This is a genomic window from Micromonospora sp. CA-248212, from assembly GCF_050948405.1.
Lineage (GTDB): Bacteria > Actinomycetota > Actinomycetes > Mycobacteriales > Micromonosporaceae > Micromonospora.
The window spans coordinates 3,099,976-3,117,084 of record NZ_CP192023.1; the positions used below are offsets into that span (position 1 = coordinate 3,099,976).

At 73.6% G+C, this 17,109-nt stretch carries 15 protein-coding genes and 1 pseudogene; 4 read left to right on the forward strand and 12 right to left on the reverse strand.

Annotated elements, in window-relative coordinates:
- Positions 1–72 precede the first annotated feature (72 nt).
- From ACQP03_RS14780 to ACQP03_RS14805, 6 genes are all read right to left on the reverse strand, one after another.
- Positions 73–429, reverse strand: coding sequence for a hypothetical protein (locus tag ACQP03_RS14780; RefSeq protein WP_357121596.1), 357 nt, complete (start codon positions 427–429; stop codon positions 73–75).
- Positions 430–532: 103 nt separating this feature from the next.
- Positions 533–1,720, reverse strand: coding sequence for a DNA polymerase IV (gene dinB, locus ACQP03_RS14785; protein ID WP_433461001.1), 1,188 nt, complete (start codon positions 1,718–1,720; stop codon positions 533–535).
- A gap of 57 nt (positions 1,721–1,777) precedes the next feature.
- The gene (locus ACQP03_RS14790; protein ID WP_357172190.1) at positions 1,778–2,215 is read right to left on the reverse strand and encodes a VOC family protein; all 438 of its coding nucleotides are present in this window, start codon (positions 2,213–2,215) and stop codon (positions 1,778–1,780) included.
- Positions 2,216–2,305: 90 nt separating this feature from the next.
- A complete protein-coding gene (locus ACQP03_RS14795) occupies positions 2,306–3,055 on the reverse strand; it encodes a GNAT family N-acetyltransferase (protein ID WP_433461002.1) in 750 nt (249 codons plus the stop codon).
- Positions 3,056–3,622: 567 nt separating this feature from the next.
- Positions 3,623–5,197: an FMN-binding glutamate synthase family protein gene (locus tag ACQP03_RS14800; protein ID WP_357121606.1), complete on the reverse strand. Its 1,575-nt coding sequence runs from the start codon at positions 5,195–5,197 to the stop codon at positions 3,623–3,625.
- A gap of 232 nt (positions 5,198–5,429) precedes the next feature.
- Positions 5,430–6,560 carry a peptidoglycan recognition protein family protein gene (locus ACQP03_RS14805; protein WP_357172193.1) on the reverse strand — a complete coding sequence of 377 codons (1,131 nt, stop codon included), beginning with the start codon at positions 6,558–6,560 and terminating at the stop codon, positions 5,430–5,432.
- Positions 6,561–6,733: 173 nt separating this feature from the next.
- Here ACQP03_RS14805 and ACQP03_RS14810 point away from each other — a divergent pair.
- Together ACQP03_RS14810 and ACQP03_RS14815 are read left to right on the forward strand one after the other, a co-directional pair.
- A pseudogene (locus tag ACQP03_RS14810) lies at positions 6,734–7,379 on the forward strand (mechanosensitive ion channel family protein); the annotation flags it as partial.
- An 847-nt stretch (positions 7,380–8,226) separates the two neighbouring features.
- Positions 8,227–9,618, forward strand: a complete 1,392-nt coding sequence (locus ACQP03_RS14815; protein ID WP_433461003.1) for an MFS transporter — start codon at positions 8,227–8,229, stop codon at positions 9,616–9,618.
- A 56-nt stretch (positions 9,619–9,674) separates the two neighbouring features.
- Here the strand turns inward: ACQP03_RS14815 and ACQP03_RS14820 are convergent, their stop codons facing one another.
- The gene (locus ACQP03_RS14820; RefSeq protein ID WP_357121615.1) at positions 9,675–10,094 is read right to left on the reverse strand and encodes a YchJ family protein; all 420 of its coding nucleotides are present in this window, start codon (positions 10,092–10,094) and stop codon (positions 9,675–9,677) included.
- 97 nt (positions 10,095–10,191) lie between these two features.
- On the opposite strand from ACQP03_RS14820, the gene ACQP03_RS14825 reads away from it, so the two are divergent.
- Positions 10,192–10,905, forward strand: coding sequence for an MBL fold metallo-hydrolase (locus ACQP03_RS14825; protein WP_357121618.1), 714 nt, complete (start codon positions 10,192–10,194; stop codon positions 10,903–10,905).
- Positions 10,906–10,994: 89 nt separating this feature from the next.
- Here ACQP03_RS14825 and ACQP03_RS14830 read toward each other — a convergent pair whose 3' ends face one another.
- The 4 genes from ACQP03_RS14830 to ACQP03_RS14845 form a co-directional block, all read right to left on the reverse strand.
- On the reverse strand, positions 10,995–12,101 hold the full coding sequence (locus ACQP03_RS14830; protein WP_363660717.1) for a magnesium and cobalt transport protein CorA: 1,107 nt from the start codon (positions 12,099–12,101) through the stop codon (positions 10,995–10,997).
- Positions 12,102–12,206: 105 nt separating this feature from the next.
- Positions 12,207–12,818 carry a class F sortase gene (locus tag ACQP03_RS14835; protein WP_357392691.1) on the reverse strand — a complete coding sequence of 204 codons (612 nt, stop codon included), beginning with the start codon at positions 12,816–12,818 and terminating at the stop codon, positions 12,207–12,209.
- 88 nt (positions 12,819–12,906) lie between these two features.
- Positions 12,907–13,401, reverse strand: coding sequence for a hypothetical protein (locus ACQP03_RS14840; RefSeq protein ID WP_357172197.1), 495 nt, complete (start codon positions 13,399–13,401; stop codon positions 12,907–12,909).
- Between the two features lie 334 nt (positions 13,402–13,735).
- The gene (locus tag ACQP03_RS14845) at positions 13,736–14,563 is read right to left on the reverse strand and encodes an ArsR/SmtB family transcription factor (protein WP_357121630.1); all 828 of its coding nucleotides are present in this window, start codon (positions 14,561–14,563) and stop codon (positions 13,736–13,738) included.
- A 117-nt stretch (positions 14,564–14,680) separates the two neighbouring features.
- On the opposite strand from ACQP03_RS14845, the gene ACQP03_RS14850 reads away from it, so the two are divergent.
- Positions 14,681–15,934: a lycopene cyclase family protein gene (locus ACQP03_RS14850; RefSeq protein WP_433461004.1), complete on the forward strand. Its 1,254-nt coding sequence runs from the start codon at positions 14,681–14,683 to the stop codon at positions 15,932–15,934.
- A gap of 10 nt (positions 15,935–15,944) precedes the next feature.
- On the opposite strand, the gene ACQP03_RS14855 is transcribed toward ACQP03_RS14850, so the two are convergent.
- Positions 15,945–17,054: a serine hydrolase domain-containing protein gene (locus ACQP03_RS14855; RefSeq protein ID WP_433461005.1), complete on the reverse strand. Its 1,110-nt coding sequence runs from the start codon at positions 17,052–17,054 to the stop codon at positions 15,945–15,947.
- Between the last annotated feature and the right edge of the window lie 55 nt (positions 17,055–17,109).

Sequence of the window (17,109 nt, forward strand, 5' to 3'; positions counted from 1 at the left end):
ACGTACCGACGAACGCTCGGCCGGGTCACCGGCCGAGCGTTCGTTCGTCTGGCGCTGTCCTCGCGGGACGGGTCACGCCGCCGAGGCGGCCGACCTCGCCTCGCGGCGGGCCATCACGTCGCCGTTCCAGCCCCAGCGCTGCGCCGGCGCGGCGGCCTCGGCCGTCCAGCCGGTGCCGCCCCCGCCACCGTCGATGGCCGTCTCGACCGAGTCGGGGGTGCTGCGGGCCAGTCGCAACGACTGCTCGGCGGTCGTACGCGCCGCACACGGCCAGGACTGGCCGGCGCACTGGAGGTTGCGGCAGCGACCCTCGTCGTCGGCCTCGTGGGCCTCGAGCACGTCGACCGCGAGCTGCCAGAGCAGCGGGTCGGTCACGTCGCCCGGGCGTTCGGCACGACGGCTCGGTCGGTTGCTGGTCTCGTCGGACATGGGCCCCCCTCGTCAGGCTTTCCCCTCAAGACTTCACCTGTGTGCGGCCGGCTAAACCGCCGACCTGCTGTGATGTGTCTCCGGTCGCAGCAACCGGGGCGCTCTAGTCCGGCAATAGCGGCATCTCGACACCGGGAGCGCGGCCGAGCAGCGCCGCCCGGGTGAGCGCCGTCGAGCCGAAGCGGTCGCGGACCGCGTCCACGGCGGCGTCCAGGTCGGCCCCGGTGTTGGCTTGGAACGGCAGCTCCGGCTGCACCGGGTTGTCGTCCAGGTTGCCGACCGAGACGCCGAGCAGGGTGACCCCGCGCCGGTCGATCTCCGGTAGGGCGGCCCGCAGCAGTGTCCGGGCGGCGGCGAGCAGTGGGGTGGTGTCGGCGGTCGCCTTGGGCACGGTGTGCGAGCGGGTGGCGCGGGTGTAGTCGCCGAAGCGGAGTCGCAACACCATGGTGCGTCCGGACCGTCCGGCCGCCCGCATCCGTCGGGTGACCCGGTCGACCAGACCGGCGAGGATGGCGTCCAGTTCCTCCGGCGCAGGTGGGGTACGCCCCAACGCGTGCTGCGCGCCCATCGAGCCCCGCCGCCGGCCCATCTGCACCGCCCGGGGGTCGCGGTTGTGGGCGAGAGCGTGCAGGTGCCGGCCGGCGCCGGCCCCGAGCAGGGACACCAGCGCGGCCTCGCCGAGCCGGGCCACGTCCGCGACGGTACGGATCCGGCGTTCCCGCAGCTTCGCGGCGGTGACCGGACCGACGCCCCAGAGCCGTTCCACCGGCAGTGGATGCAGGAACGCAGTCTCGGCGTCGGGGGCGACAACCAGCAGCCCGTCCGGCTTCGCCACTGCGCTGGCCACCTTCGCCAGGAACTTCGTCCGGGCCACACCCACCGTGATCGGCAGGCCGACCCGGTCGCGGACCTCCCGGCGCAGCCGCTGGGCGATGTCGGCCGGTGTGCCGACCAGCCGGCGCAGCCCGCCCACGTCGAGGAACGCCTCGTCGATGGAGAGCCCTTCGACCAGCGGCGTGGTCTGTCGGAAAATCTCGAACACCGTCCGGCTGGCCTGCGTGTACGCCGACATCCGGGGCGGCACCACGATCGCGTCCGGGCAGAGCCGTCGTGCCTGCTGACCCCCCATCGCGCTGCGCACACCCCGCGCCTTCGCCTCGTAGCTGGCGGCCAGCACCACGCCGCCGCCGACGATCACCGGCCGTCCGCGCAGGCGCGGGTCGTCACGCTGCTCGACCGACGCGTAGAAGGCGTCCAGGTCGGCGTGCAGGATGTGGGCGTCGTGCGACACGTACACATGTTCGCATGACGGCCGGTCGTCGCGGCAATGAGCTGGGAGAACGCCCGCTCAGTCGAGGCAGAACTCGTTGCCCTCCGGGTCTGCCATGACGATGTGACCGGCGCCGAGCGGGGGAGCGGGCTCGTGTCGGGCGAGCCGTGTGGCACCCCGAGCGGTGAGCCGGTCGGCCTCCGCCTCCAGGGCCGCCATCCGGTCGTCACCCGTCAGCCCCGGCGCGGCCCGCACATCGAGGTGGACGCGATTCTTGGCCTGCTTGCCCTCCGGCACCCGCTGGAAGAACAGCCGTGGCCCCGCCCCCGTGGGGTCGACCACCGCCGACGCGTCGTTGCGTCGCTCCGGCGGCACGCCCATCGCGTCCAACGCGGCCTCCCACGAGTCGAAGCCCCCGGGCGGGCCCTGCAACTCGTAGCCGAGGGTGTCGGCCCAGAACGCCGACAGGGCGGCAGGATCGGCAGCGTCGAACGTTATCTGCACTTCACGGGCCATAGCAGCATCCTCGTTCCCGGTCTGGTCGGTCATGTCGCCATCCTCTCGCGACGGACCGACAGGATCGTTGCGACAGCGGGTGCGGTCCGGTCACAGGTCGTCGAAGGGGCGGGCGTAGCGGAATTCGCCCCGGATCGATCCGTGCCAGGCGGTCAGCGGTCGGGCCATGAAGTACTGCGGGCCCCACGGCTGCGGCGGGGTGACGCCCAGCTCGACGGCCGGCCGGAACCCGAAACGCGGGTAATACTCGGGGTGCCCGAGGAGCACCACGAGCGCCTCGTCTCGGGCGTCGGCGGCGCCCAGGACCGCGTGCATCAGGGCGCTGCCGACCCCGCGTCGCTGCCAGCCGGGCAGCACGCCGAGCGGCCCGAGACCCAACGCCACCGGCGCACCGGCCACGCGGGCCCGCGTGGCCACCACGTGACCCACCACCAGGCCGTCCCCATCGACCGCCACCAGGGAGTACGCGGGCAGCCACCCGTCGTCGACGCGCAACGCGTCCACGAGCGTCGCCTCGACCGGCAGGCGACCGTCGCCACCGCCGTCGGTGCTCCTGGTGGCGGTGTCCGTGCTCGGCCCGTGGCCCGGATCGTGGCCCGGATCGTGGTCCGGCCCGTGGCCCGGATCGTGGTCCGGCCCGTGGCCCGGCCCGTGGTCCGGCCCGTGGCCCGGCCCGTGGTCCGGCCCGTGGCCCGGATCGTGGTCCGGCCGGTGGCCCGGATCGTGCTGCGGCCCGTGCTCCGGATTGTCGGCAGGGCCGTGGTCGGCGGCGGCGAAGGCCGCGGCGTGCACGGCCCGGATGGCGTCGATATCGGCGGGGGTCTCACGTCGGATCAGCACCGCGCCACCATAGGTCGGCCGGGAACACGACTCCACGAGTTATTCGCGCGGCGCCGGATGACGCCGAAGGAGACTCTGGCGGACCCGCTTCTTGGGTGGTGTCGGATGGCACCGCAGCGGCCTCGGGGCGGAAGCACCACAAGAAGCGTGATGCCTGTGAGTCATCAAGATGACTCACAGGCATCACGCTCTTCGGGCGGCGGGCCGGTGGGGCGCGGGCCGGTGGGGCGGTAGGCCCGGCGGCGGTTGGCGGCGGGCGGCGGCCCGGTGGCCCGGCGGGCCGGTTGGGGCGGTAGGCAGGTTGGCGGCGGGCCGGCGGGCCGGTATGCGGCGGGCCGGTGGGGCGGTAGGCCCGTTGGTGGTTGGTGGTTGGTGGTTGGCGGCGGGCGGCGGCGCGGTGGCGCGGTGGGCGGCGGGCCGGCGGCGCGGTAAGCGGCGGGCCGGTGGGCCGTAGGCAGATTGGCGGTGGGCCCCGTGGGCGGCGGGCGGCGGGCGGTGGGCCCCGTGGGCGGCGGGCGGCGGGCGGTGGGCCCCGTGGGCGGCGGGTCGGTGGGTCGGTGGGCGGGATCAGCCGACGGCGGTGGGTGACGGCGGGGCGCTGCCGCCCTGGGGCGCCTCCGGGATCATCAGCCGGATGATCTCTTTCTGGTCGGCAGCGGAGGGCAGGCCCCAGTGCGGGCGGTACCCGTACACCTCGTGCAGTGGGGTGGAGCCGGTGCGGCCGTCCAGGATCTCCACGGCGTCCGTGCCGATCAGGCCGGGGTGTTCCACGCCGCAGGCCTCGGCGACCTTGGTCAGGTCCCGGCGCAACGTCGCCAGGTAGTTGGCCGCCCGGACGGATTTGAGCGTCGGGTCGAGGCCCCGGGCCAGCCACGCGTTCTGTGTCGCCACCCCGGTGGGGCAGGTGTCGGTGTGGCACTTCTGCGCCTGGATGCAGCCGATCGACAGCATCGCCTCGCGGCCCACGTTGACCATGTCGCAGCCGAGTGCGAACGCCACCACGGCGTTGTCCGGCAGGCCGAGCTTGCCGCTGCCGATGAACACCACCCGCTCGTGTAGGTCGTGTTCCGCGAAGACCTTGTAGACCCGGGAGAAGCCCTGTTGGAACGGGAGCGACACCGAATCGGTGAAGATCAGCGGCGCGGCGCCGGTGCCGCCCTCGCCGCCGTCGACCGTCACGAAGTCGACGCCCCGGCCCGTGTCGCGCATCAGGCCGGCCAGCTCCTGCCAGAAGCTCAGGTCGCCGACCGCCGACTTGATGCCCACCGGCAGGCCCGTCTCGGCGGCCAGCAGCTCCACCCAGTCCAGCAGGCTGTCGCAGTCGGAGAACTCGGCGTGCCGCGACGGGCTCACGCAGTCCCGCCCGGCCGGGATGCCCCGGGTCGCGGCGATCTCGGCGGACACCTTCGCTCCGGGGAGCAGGCCGCCGAGGCTCGGCTTCGCCCCCTGGCTCAGCTTGATCTCCAAGGCGCGCACGGGAGCACCGGCGACGAGGTCCTTGAGCCGGTCCAGACTGAACCGGCCGTGTTCATCGCGGCAGCCGAAGTACGCCGTACCGAGCTGGAAGACCAGCTCACCGCCGTTGCGGTGGTACGGCGACAGGCCACCCTCGCCGGTGTTCTGCAGACATCCGGCGAGGGCGGCGCCCTTGTTCAACGCGGTGATGGCGTTGCCGGAGAGCGAGCCGAAGCTCATTCCGGAGATGTTGACCACCGACCCCGGCCGGAAGGCGCGCGCTCGACCCCGGGCCGCGCCGAGCACCTTCGCGCACGGCAGTCGGACGTCGTGCCCGGCCGTCGGCGACGACGGTGGCACGGCCCGGCCGAACGTGCGGTGCTTGATGATCGGGTACCCGGGCGTGAACTCGATGTTGTTGTCCGTACCGAAGCCGAAGTAGTTGTTCTCCTGCTTGGCGGACGCGTACACCCACCTGCGCTGGTCCCGGGTGAACGGCCGTTCCTCGTCGTTGCCCGCCACGATGTACTGCCGAAGCTCCGGCCCGATCGCCTCCAGCAGGTACCGGGCGCGGCCCAGCACCGGGAAGTTGCGCAGCAGCGCGTGGTCGCGCTGGATCAGATCCCTCGCGGCGAGCGCCGCGACGGCGGCGGCGACCGCGGGTACGGCTCGACGGGCCCAAGTCATGCCCAGCACTCTTTCCGCCCGCACCGTCGGCCAAACCGACCGGTTGCGCCGACGCGCTGGTCAGGACCCGGGCTGGGAGATGTTGACCAGCCAGCCAGCCAGCCAGCCAGCCAGCCAGCCAGCCGATGCGGCATCGTCGCAGGCCGACGGAGGGCCGACAACGAGGCGCGCGGCTTCGCGCTGGTGACGGGCCCGGTGCGGTGCGGGTTCGACCCGCACCGCACCCGGTGGCTCAGCGGTGCCGGAACGACTCGCGGACGGACCCGCCGACGATGGTGCACCACGTGCTGGTGCTGAGCTTGCCGTTGCGGGGCAGGCCGTGCAGCGCCTGAAGGTCCTGCACCGCCTTGCGGGTGGCATGGTCGTAGGCCCCGGTGACGGTGACCGCGTACCCCTTCTTGGCCAGGATCTCCTGCACCGCGGTGACCGGCGCTCCGCTCGCGTGCTGGTCCAACTCGGGCGCCAGCGTCTCCCAGGTCGCCGTGGTCAGCGTGGCGTCCACGTCCACCGGGATGCCGTTGCGGGCCTGCCAGTCCTGCACGGCGGCCACGGTCGCGGCGTCGAACGTGCCGCTGACCGTCACGGCATAGCCCCGGAAGGCCAGCAGGTGCTGCACCACCCGGACCGACGGCGAGTTGACGAACCGCCACAGGTCGGGCCAGCGACGGGCCGGCACGTCACCGAGCGAGGTGCCGAGGGCGGCGTGCACGCGCCGCCGCAGCTCCGGGAACTGACGGTAGAAGGCCGCGCCCGGGCAATCGGTCGTGCGGAAGTCCCAGTGGCCGAAGATGTCGTACGCGTGCAGCCCGTACTGCCGGCTGATCGCGACGCAGAGCTTGACCAGCGAGTCGGTGAGCGCCTCCGGTGGCGTCTCGGTGACGTAGGTGCCCTCGTTCTCGATGCCGATGGCCCGGCCGTTCTCACCCGGGCAGTGCGCCGCGATCATCTGGCGGTCGCCGGCTTCGAGGCGTTCCAGGCTGCCCCGGCGGCCCTCCAGTACGTAGCCGCCCCGGCTCACCGTGAAGTGCTGACCGGAGTCCGACCAGCCGTTGCCGTCCATGTGCAGGTCCTGGCAGTCGTGGGCCAGCTTGACCGCCTGCTCGCGGGAGTAGTCGGTGACGTTCGGGAACGCCATGTGATGCACGATGATCTTGTTGGTGGCGATGGCGCTGACCGACAGCGGGTCCGCCGGTGGGCGGGCGCCCCACTCGTCGCAGCCGATGATCCAGTCCAGGTCCGTGCCGGGGGCGGCCTGCGCCGCGCCCGAGAAGGCGAGTTCACTTCCGACGACGGCGACCGCGGCCGCGCCGAGACCGGCGCGCAGCAGTGTCCGGCGGTCCACTTCGGAATGCTCGACGTGCATGACAGCTCCTCCTGCGGCCGACGGCGGGGGGATGAAAAGTAGCTCCAGTGGCCGCACGCAACACGGAGAATATTGCCAGACCCGCCGGCGCGCCAGGGGTCGGCGGCGTTTCCCTGCGCGCTGGTGGGGGTAGGTGGGGCGGACTATCCCCGCTGCCCCTAAGGAATGACCAGATGAGTGACAACGTCAGCGACGCGGTGGGCGACGCCCTCCGCTCGGTGATGCTCTTCCTGCCCAAGGCCGTCGCCTTCGTGGCGATCCTGGTGGCCGGATGGCTGATCGCCAAGGCCGTGTTGAAGATCGTGGAGAAGATCCTCGAGCGGGTCGGCTTCGACCGCGCCGTCGAGCGCGGCGGGATCCGTCGGGCGCTCAACCGATCCCGGTACGACGCCAGCGACATCGTCGCGAAGCTCGTGTACTACGCGGTGCTGCTGCTCACCCTCCAGCTGGCCTTCGGCATCTGGGGCCCCAACCCGATCTCCGACCTCATCACCGCCGTGGTCGCGTGGTTGCCCCGCGCCTTCGTCGCGATCGTCATCGTCGTGGTCGCCGCCGCCATCGCCAACGCCGTCAAGGACATCATCGGCGGCGCGCTCGGCGGGCTGTCGTACGGCCGGGCTCTGGCGGGCATCGCCTCGGTGTTCATCCTCGGCCTGGGCGTCATCGCCGCGTTGAACCAGATCGGCGTGGCCACCGCGGTCACCACCCCGGTGCTGATCGCCGTGCTGGCCACCGTCGGCGGCATCCTCGTGGTCGGAGTCGGTGGTGGCCTCATCCGTCCGATGCAGAGCCGCTGGGAGTCGTGGCTGACCCGCGCCGAGCAGGAGTCGCAGCTGATCGCCACGCACACCCGCGCCTACCGTGCCTCCCGCGCCGAGGCCGAAGCCGAAGCCGCCCGCGCCGAGGCTGCTCGTGTCGAGGAGGCTCGCGCGGCAGAGGCTCGCGCGGCAGAGGCCCGTGCCGAAGCCGCTCGTGCCGAGGCCGAAGCGGACCGCTCGACCGCCGCCCGCGCCGACGCGGACCGCACGTCGGCCGTCGGCCGCCCCTTCGAGGCGGACCGCACGTCGGGGACCACCCGCCCGTCGGATGCCGACGTCACGCAGGTGACGACCCGACCCGCCGACCCCGACACCACGCAGATCGTGACCCGCCCGTCGGACGCGGACGCCACGCAGATCGTGACCCGGCCGTCCGACGCGGACGCCACGCAGGTGACCCCTCGTCAGTCCGATCCCGAGGTCACGCAGGTGGTCACCCGGCCGTCGGACGCGGACGCCACGCAGGTGCGGCCGTCGACCGACGACACGACGCAGGTGGTGGGCCCCGGCCGGGACGCCGACACGACCCAGGTGATCAGCGGCGGTGCGGTCCCCGGGCAGCGCACCGGCGACGACAGCGAGACCACGACGGTCATCCCGCCCGTGGATCCCGACCGGCGCTGAGCCGGGTCGGGCCGAGCGGCGGGCCAGCGGGGCGGAATCCACCGGGATTCCGCCCCGCTCCCGTCTCGCCCGGCCCGTCGGAAAGCCTGGCCGGCGTCGGCGCGGCCGGTCTACCATCGCCGACATGACCTGGCGACATTGATCCCGCCCCGTAGGCCACACCCGTGGGCCACCGCGGACACCGCACGTCCGGTGTCCGCGTCCACTCCCACGGGAAGGCCCCCATGAACCATCTCGCCGCGCGCGTGCCCGACCCGGCGGTGCGCCGCCTCTCGGCGACCCTCTACGGGTACGCGTTCCTCAGCGACCTCGTCCTGCTCTACCCGCTGTACGTGGTGCTCTTCGCCGACACCGGCCTGTCGGTGGGGCAGATCTCGTCGCTGTTCGTCATCTGGTCGGGCGCCGGAATCCTCTTCGAGGTGCCGTCCGGCGCGTGGGCCGACGTGGTCTCCCGCCGGCTGCTGCTGTGCCTCGCCCCGCTGGTGACCACCGCCGGCTACGCGCTTTGGGTGCTGCTCCCGTCGTACCCGGCCTTCGCGGTCGGTTTCCTGCTCTGGGGCGCCGGCGGCGCGTTGGTCTCCGGCGCGCTGGAGGCACTGGTCTGGACCGAGTTGGCCCGCCTCGACGCGAGCGACCGGTACGCCCGCGTGCTCGGCCGCGCGCGCACCGCGGGCGTCCTGGGCGTGGTGGTCACGGGGGTGCTCGCCGGCCCGGTGTTCGCCGCCGGTGGGTACCCGGCGGTCGGCGCGGGCAGCGTGCTCGCCTGCCTGCTCGCCGCGACCGTCGCCACCCGGTTCCCCGAGCACCGCCCGCCGCCGGACGCGCCACCGCCGCCGGACGCGCCACCGCCGCCTGTCGCGCCACCCTCCGTCGCCCTGCCACCGCCCATCGCCCCGCCACCGCCCGTCGCCCCGCCACCGCTCGTCACCCCGGACGACGACGCGCCGCCGGTCGTGGCGTCCGGTCCGGACGACCACGACGACGAGCTGACCTGGACCGAGACGCTGCGGGCCGGTGTGCGGCAGGTCCGTACGCGGCCACCCGTGCGGGCCGCCGTGCTGCTGGTCGCCGTGGTGGCCGCCGACTGGGGAGCGCTGGACGAGTACACGCCGCTGCTGGCCCTGGACACCGGCGCTGACGCGCGGGCGGTGCCGCTGCTGCTCCTGTTGCTGTGGGCCGGCGTGACCGTGGGCGGGCTGCTCGCCCCGGTGGGCGAACGGCTCGGCCGTCGGGGCTACGCCGCGCTGCTGGGGCTCGTCGCGCTGGCACTGGCCGGGGGCGCACTCGTCCGGCATCCGGCCGGTTTCGTGCTGCTCGCGGTGGCGTTCGCGGCCGCGCAACTGGCGACTGTCCTGGCCGACGCGCGACTACAGGCCCGGATCACCGGTGGCAGCCGCGCCACCGTCACCTCACTGGCCGGGATGCTCACCGACGTGCTGATCATCGGGACGTACGCCGGGTACGGGCTGGTCGCCACGGCGGCCGGCAACGCGGTCGCGTTCGCGGTGGCCGCCGGGGCGTACCTCGTGGTGGCGCTGGTGGTGCGGGGTCGCCGACGCCGCCCCGCGGCCGTGCGTGACGACGTCGCCGCGGCCGGTGCGCGCGGCCCGGGGTGAGGTCGTGGCCCGGCGGCGGTCCCGCCGTCCGACGTCGTCGTAGGTCGGCGGGGCCGTCAGGACAGTTCGCCGTCGAGGTAGACCCAGCGACCGTCCGCGCGGACGAAGCGGCTGCGTTCGGTCAGCGTGCCCGGCCGACCGGCCTCGCGGTAGTGGGCGTGGAACGTGACCGTGCCGGTGGCGTCGAGCAGACCACCGCGCTCGGTCTCGACGATCTCCAGCCGGGTCCACCGCTGTGCCGGGTCCAGTTCCAGCCGTTCCGGCCGGGTGTCGGAGTGCCAACTGCGCAGCAGGTAGCCGGTGTCGTTCCGCGCGAACGCGCTGAACCGGGAGCGCATCAGCGCCTCGGCGGTCGACGCCTCGGCGGTGCCGCCGTGCACGGGGGCGCAGCAGTCGGCGTACGCCCCGCCGGACCCGCACGGGCAGCGCCCGCCGGTCGTCGCGTCCGCCCGCCGGCCTCGTCCCGCTCTGCCCACCGGCCCATCCTGCCGTACCCGCCGGCCGGCCGTGAGAACCGGTCGCCCACGCGTCGACGGACAGTGATGGTCGACGATCGCCCCTAGAATCCCCAACATGACGCGTTCCCCGGCGGTGTCGCTCGCTCCGAACGTCTGGCGCATCCCCACCGTGGGGCGCTCGGCCGTCAACTCGTACGCCTTCGTCGACGACGACGGCAGCGTGACGCTCGTCGACTGCGGGCTGGCCAAGGCCCCGGCCCGGATCGTGCGCGGGCTGGCCGCGATGGGCAAGACGCCGGCGGACGTCACCCGCATCGTGCTCACCCACGCGCACCCCGACCACGCGGGCGGGGCGGCCGAGATGTCCCGCCGTACCGGCGCGCCGATCGCCGCGCACGCCGCCGACGTCCCGTACGCCGAGGGCGGCCACAACCCACCGGTGGACCCGGCGGTGACCGGCGGCCGGTTCTTCACCCGGATGGCCGGCGGCCGGTTTCCGGCTGTCCAGGTGGCGCAGCCGCTCGCCGACGGCGACGTGCTCGACGTCGGCGGTGGCCTGCGGGTGGTGCACACCCCCGGGCACTCGCCCGGTCACGTGTCACTGCTGCACGAGCCGACCCGACTGCTGATCACCGGGGACGCGCTGTTCAACGTGCTCGGCGTCCGCTGGGCCCCGAAGCTGTTGTGCAGCGACTACCGGATGACGCGGCAGACCGCCCACGTCTTCGGGGAGTTGGAGTACGACATCGCGGCGTTCACCCACGGCCCGGAGCTGACCGACCGGCCCCGGGAACGGATCCGCGCCTTCCTCGCCCGCCGCCGATCCTGACCCCTCGCCGATCTTGCACTTGCTGTCCCCGCATTGCCGGCAAAGGGTGTATGTCGGCGACCGGAAGTGCAAGATCGCGGGGGAGGGGGTCAGAGCCAGCCCGAGCGGCGGAACAGGCGGTACAGGGCGAGCGCGGCCACCGCCATCAGGGCCAGCGCGCCCGCGTAACCGTAGCGCCAGGCCAGCTCGGGCATGTGATCGAAGTTCATGCCGTAGACGCCGGCGATGCCGGTCTGCGTGGCGGCGATCGCGGCCCACGCGGCGATCTTTCGCATGTCGTTGTTCTGCTCGACGGCGAGCTGCGCCAGGCGGGACTGCACGATCGAGGTGAGCAGATCGTCGTACGCGGCCACCCGGTCCACGGCCCGAGCCAGCCGGCCGTCGACGTCCACGAACCAGCGGTGCAGGGCGCGCGGCGGTCCGTCGCCGGTCGGGTCGAGCAGTGTCCGCAGGGGCGTCTGGAGCGGAAGCACCGCCCGCTTGAACTCCACGACCTCCCGCTTGAGCTGGTAGATGTGCTGAATGTCGGCCGACCGTTCGCGGGCGAAGACCGCCTCCTCGACGCGTTCCAGATCGCGCTCCACGTGCCCGGCCACCTCCAGGTACGTGTCGACCATGCGGGCGCAGACCGCGTACGCCACCGCCCAGGGACCGGCGGCCAGCAGCGCCGGCCGGCGTTCGATGTCGGCGCGGACGTCGCGCAGCGCCCCGGCCGCGCCGTGCCGCACGGTCACGGCGAAGCGGTCACCGAGCAGCACCATCACGTCACCGGTGTCGATCACCTCGGACGTGTCGGTCAGCTCGGCGTGCTCCACGTACCCGGCGGTCCGCAGCACCAGCAGGGTGACCGGCCCGTGCCGCTGCACCGTGGGCCGGTGCCCGTCGGCGAGCGCCTGCTCGACGGTCAGCTCGTCCAACCCGAAGGTGCGCCCCACCGCGGCGAGCACCGCCGGCCCCGGCTCGTGCAGTCCGAGCCACACGAACGCGTCGCGGGTGCGCCGGGCGCTCGCGTACGCGTCGTCGTAGTGCGGTCGGCCCGGCTCGCGGCGACCCTTGACGTACACGGCGCAGTCGACCACGGCGTCCGGATTGGACCGCCGGGGGGCGGGAGTCTCGCCTCCGGGACGGCCGAGCAGTCGACGGGCCAGGGCGCGTACGCCCCGACCGGCCCGGTCCCGTACCGCTCGCTGATCCACGACGCGCCCCCTCCCCGCGCACCGTCGCGGCCACGGCGCTCGCAGGGCATGGTGCCACCGGACTCTGCCCAGCGGCGTCCGGCCCCCGACAGTGGGGCGCTTACCTCAGGCGGTACGGGTGGCGAAGACGACGATGTTGTCCACGTAGTTGCCGGTCGCGTCGTCGAACCGGCCGCCGCAGGTGATCAGGCGCAGTCCGGCGACGTCCGCCGGGCCGTAGACCAGGCCGCTGGGGAAGCGGTCCTTCGGGTACGCGTGGACGCCGTCCACGGTGAACGTGGCGACCCGCGCGTCGGCCCGGGTGACCTGGATCTCCTGGCCGGCGCGCAGGCGTCCGAGGTCGAAGAAGACCGCCGGGCCGGCGGGGGAGTCGACGTGTCCCACCAGGACGGCGTTGCCGGTCTCGCCGGGGCTCACTCCGTACCGGTACCAGCCGGCGAGGGTCGGCCGGTCCAGGGGCGGTACCTCCAGCACCCCGGCGGAGTCAGCACCGACGGCGACGATCTCGGCGCGTACGTCGATGGCGGGGATCCGCACCCGGACGGGCGCTGCGTGGGGGAGGGGGGCCAGGTCCGGCGCGGGACGGGTGCGGGTCGGCGCGTCAGCCGACGGCCCGGGTGGCCGCTCCGGGTCAGCGGTGAGGCCAACCGTGATCAGCCCCAGCCCGCTGACGCCGAGGAGGGCGACCACGGCCGGCAGGCTTCGCCGCCACCACACGTGCGCACCTCCGTAAGGGCTCGTCGGGGTGCCCGCGCCGGTCGTACCGGCACGGGCACCCGACCTCTTGGGATGGAGCGGTCGCCGGTCAGGCGACGGTCGACACCGGGCGGCGTCGGCGTACCAGCAGCACCGCGCCCGCGGCGGCCGTGCCGAGCAGGGTGCCTCCGGCGGCGAGCGCGCCCGCGTCGCGTCCGTCCCGGTTGTCGCCGCCCGAGCCGGCCGGGGCGCCGCCGATCGGGGTGACGGCGAAGGTGGCGCTGCCCGCCGAGCTGCCGTCGCCGCAGGTCGCGGCCACCGTGTACGTGCCGAGGGTGAACCCGGCGGTGAACAGTTCGGCGCTGAGCCCGCCGCCCGCGGCGGCCGTGGTGGATCGGACGTTCTCGTCGCGGTTGGGTCCGGTGACCCGGAAGATGACGTCACCCGACTTCGGGTTGCAGGTCGTCGCGGTGAGCACGACGGTTCCTCCGACCGGGGTGGTGGCCGGTGACACGACGGTGTCGGCCAGTGCGGCGCCCGGCAGCAGGAGCGTGCCGAGACCCACGCCGAGCGCCGCCGAGCAGAGTGCTGTTGAGACCTTCATACGCGTCTTCCCTCACTTTTCGTCCGCTGACTGCGTGGGACGTCGTTCGGGTGGCCAACTCCGTGACTAGCACCGGTGTGCCCAACACTAGGTGGGTTGGGACCCCGATCAGGTGAAAATGAGAAACCTTCGTTGCCGTCACGTGTCCACCCGAAGGCGGGGGAGAGCAGCCCTTGGGCCTGCACGGACCGACCGGCGTCGGTGCTCCGGTCGATGTCCGCTGCGGTCGGGCTGTCACCCCTGGGCCGATGGCGAGGTATCGGCTCCGGCGGCGCCAATGCTCCTCATCGCGCGCGCGTGGATCGGCGAGGGCGGGGCCTGGATCAGCGAGGCGTCAGCCGGCCTGGGTCGGCGCGGCGATCGGCTCGCCGGTCTCAACGAGGGTCTTCAGGCTGGCCAGCAACTCCGGCCAGCCGCCGCTGCCGTCAAGTTGGCCGCTGATGGCCCGGTGCATCTCGCTGTCCGGGGAGAAGCCGTCGTGGCGGACGATCAACCGGACGGCCGACTCCCCGTGCGGCTCGATCTCGAAGGTGACCGTCGATCGGCGCTCGCCCAGTCGGACGGCCAACTCCTCGGGGGACCAGCCGAAGTGCTCGGCGTGTTCCGGCTGGAAGCCGTGCCAACTGTAGGAGAGGCGTCGGTAGGGCTCGGCGACCAACACGCGCTGGCCGAGATCCCGGGGTTCGACGTCGGGCGCGTCCTGCCAGAGCACGGGCGCGCCGACCGTCCAGTCGGACACCAGCGCGACTCCGCCCCAGTAACGGCGGGTGAACGCCGGTTCGGTGAGCGCGGCCCAGAGACGTTGCGGCGTGGTGGCGACATACGTGGTGTAGACGAACGTAGGGCTCTCCATGGGCTGTTGCTCCAATGCTGTGGTCAGGTCGGCGAGCGCGGCGGCACGCTCCCGGTCGTAGCGGCTGAGCCAGCGGTCCGCGATCGCGTTTATCGGAGCGGCGTTGAGGTAATGGACCTTCTCGCGGCCGCGTCGTTCGGTCGCTACGAGGTCGGCCGCCTCCAGCACCGACAGGTGTTTGCTGACGGCCTGACGGGTCATGGACAGCCCTTCGCAGAGCTCCCGCAGGGTCTGGCCGTTGCGGTCGTTGAGCCGGTCCAGCAGTCGACGCCGGCTGGGGTCGGCCAAGGCCCGGAACGCGTCGTCCACGACTCTCCCTCGACAGGGAACCGAACAGTTACCTGTGCACCATAGGTAACCAAATGGTTGCGTGTCAACGCGATGGCGGCGCGTGGTCGAATCGCACCGTGTGGCAGCGTGGGGCGGGTGACCGATTTCGCACGGCTCGACGTCGACCTCGCGCTGCTCGGCGGCGGGGGCGCCGCCTCGCTGCTGCTCGCCGCGCTGGACCGGCACGGCGTCCGGGGCCCGCGGATCGCCGTCGTCGACCCGGTCCGTCGGCGCGGTCAGGACCGCACCTGGGCGTTCTGGGGCCACCCCGACATCGACCTCGACCCGCTGCTCAGCGCGAGCTGGCACCAGGTCGAGGTGGTCACGCCCGCGCGGCGTCGCGTCCTGGACCTGACCCCCCTGCGGTACGCCATGCTGCGCTCCGGCCCGGTCTACGACCGGGCTGCCGAGGCCGAGCGCCGGCTGGACGTGACGCGGATCGCGGCACCCGCCGACGTGGTCCGCGACGACGGGACCGGGGTGGTCGTGCGCACCGGCGACGGGCGGGAGATCCGGGCCGGCTGGGCACTCGACTCCCGCCCCCGGCCACCGGCCCGCGCCGGGCGGACGACCTGGTTGCAGCACTTCCGTGGCTGGTGGCTGGAGGCCGACCGGCCGGTGTTCGACCCGCGGCGGGCGGTGCTCATGGACTTCCGCACCCCGCAGCCCGCCCGGGGTGTCTCCTTCGGCTACGTGCTCCCGGTGAGCGACCGGTACGCCCTCGTCGAGTACACCGAGTTCTCGTCCGACCTGCTCACCGACGCCGGCTATGACACGGCGCTGGCCGGCTACCGCGACCTGCTCGGGCTCGACCCGGACGGGCTGCGGGTCCGCGAGGTCGAGAACGGGGTGATCCCGATGACCGACGCGCCGTTCCCGGCCCGGCCCTCCCCGCGCGTCGTACGTCTCGGCACGGCCGGTGGCGCGACCCGGCCCTCCACCGGCTTCACCTTCTCCGCCATGTACCGCCAGGCCGACCAGGTGGCCCGCGCGCTCGCCGCCGGCCGGCCGCCGGTGCCGGCCCCCGCCTATCCGGCCCGGCACCGCTGGATGGACGCGGTGGCGCTGCGCGCGCTGGATTCCGGTGGCGTGGGCGGGCCCGACTTCTTCGACCGGCTCTTCGACCGCAATCCGGCCGAGCGGGTCCTGCGCTTCCTGGACGGCGTCACCACCCCGGCCGAGGAGATCGCGATCATGAACTCGACCCGGCTCCTGCCGATGATCGCCGCCACGGCCGGCGACGCCGCGCAACGCCTCCGCGACCGCCTGCGGCCCGCCCGTCCGGCTCCGGCCATCCCGGCGGCCGTGGTGGGCGGTCCGCAGCGACCCGTCCCCGACGCGGAGAACTGACCCGACCCGGTCAGCGTCGGGCCGACACCGCGTCGCGGATCAGCACCCGCAGGTCCTCCATCGGGTCACCGTCGCCGGCCGCCAGCAAGGTCTTCGTCGCCGCGACCGTCAACCCCAGCTCCGGGTAGGCGTACGCGAGGCTGCCGCCGCTGCCGGCCGCGCCGAACGAGCCGTCGTCGTCCACCGCGTACCCGAGGCCCCAGGTCGTCTCCTGCCCGAACACCCACTCCGGGCCGGGCGGCCCGTCTGGCGTCGTCACGGCCCGGAGCCGGGTCGGCGAGATCAGCCGGACGCCGTCCACCTCACCGATCAGGGCGGCGAGCATCCGCGCTGCGGCGCGGGCGGTCATGGTGCCGGTCGCCGGCACCTCGGCGGTGAGGACGTCGGCCCGGCCGCCGACCTGCGCGCCTGGGCGGACGCCGGGCGGGGCGACCCGGTCGAAGTTCGGCAGGTTGGCGCTCGCGAAGTCGAACAGCGCCGACAGGTTGCGGTCCTCGACCCGGGCCAGCCGGTCCAGGTCGGCGGCCGGTACCGCGAGGTACAGCTCGTCCGCGACGCCGAGCGGCCCGGCCACGTCCTCGGCGAGCACCGCCGAGACGCGCCGGCCCGTCACCCGGCGCACCACCTCACCGACCAGCCAGCCGAACGTCCACGCGTGGTACGCCTTCACCGCGCCCGGCGCGGCGATCGGTTCGGCGTCGGCCACGATCGCGCACATCCGGTCCCAGTCGGTGAAGTCCTCCGGCGTCACGTCCACCGGCAGGGCGGGCACACCCGCGGTGTGGGTGAGCGCGTGCCGCAGGGTGACCCCGTCCTTGCCGTGCCGGCCGAACTCCGGCCACACGTCGACGATCCGCAGGTCGTAGTCCAGCTCGCCACGCTCGACCAGCACGTGCACCACGGTGGCGGTGAGGGCCTTGCCGGTCGACACGCTCCAGATCGGGGTGTCGGCGGCGAGTGCCCGGCCGGTGGCCCGGTCGGCGGGCCCGGCGTGCACCTCGAGGATCGGCTCGCCGTCGAGGTAAGCGGCGACCTGCACCCCGGACTCCCGCCCGGCGGCAATCAGCTCGTCGATCGTGCTTAATACGTCGGCTCGCAGGCCGTCCCAGTTTCCGTCCACGACGGTCGACTCTGACAGACCGGGCCACGGTCGGCGCGCGATTTTCGGCGACCGT

Excerpts from the sequence above, each read along its gene's own strand:
- ACQP03_RS14780 (WP_357121596.1), bottom strand. The coding sequence starts at position 429 with ATGTCCGACGAGACCAGCAACCGACCGAGCCGTCGTGCCGAACGCCCG.
- ACQP03_RS14790 (WP_357172190.1), bottom strand. The coding sequence starts at position 2,215 with ATGGCCCGTGAAGTGCAGATAACGTTCGACGCTGCCGATCCTGCCGCC.
- ACQP03_RS14800 (WP_357121606.1), bottom strand. The coding sequence starts at position 5,197 with ATGACTTGGGCCCGTCGAGCCGTACCCGCGGTCGCCGCCGCCGTCGCG.
- ACQP03_RS14805 (WP_357172193.1), bottom strand. The coding sequence starts at position 6,560 with ATGCACGTCGAGCATTCCGAAGTGGACCGCCGGACACTGCTGCGCGCC.
- ACQP03_RS14815 (WP_433461003.1), top strand. The coding sequence starts at position 8,227 with ATGAACCATCTCGCCGCGCGCGTGCCCGACCCGGCGGTGCGCCGCCTC.
- ACQP03_RS14825 (WP_357121618.1), top strand. The coding sequence starts at position 10,192 with ATGACGCGTTCCCCGGCGGTGTCGCTCGCTCCGAACGTCTGGCGCATC.
- ACQP03_RS14840 (WP_357172197.1), bottom strand. The coding sequence starts at position 13,401 with ATGAAGGTCTCAACAGCACTCTGCTCGGCGGCGCTCGGCGTGGGTCTC.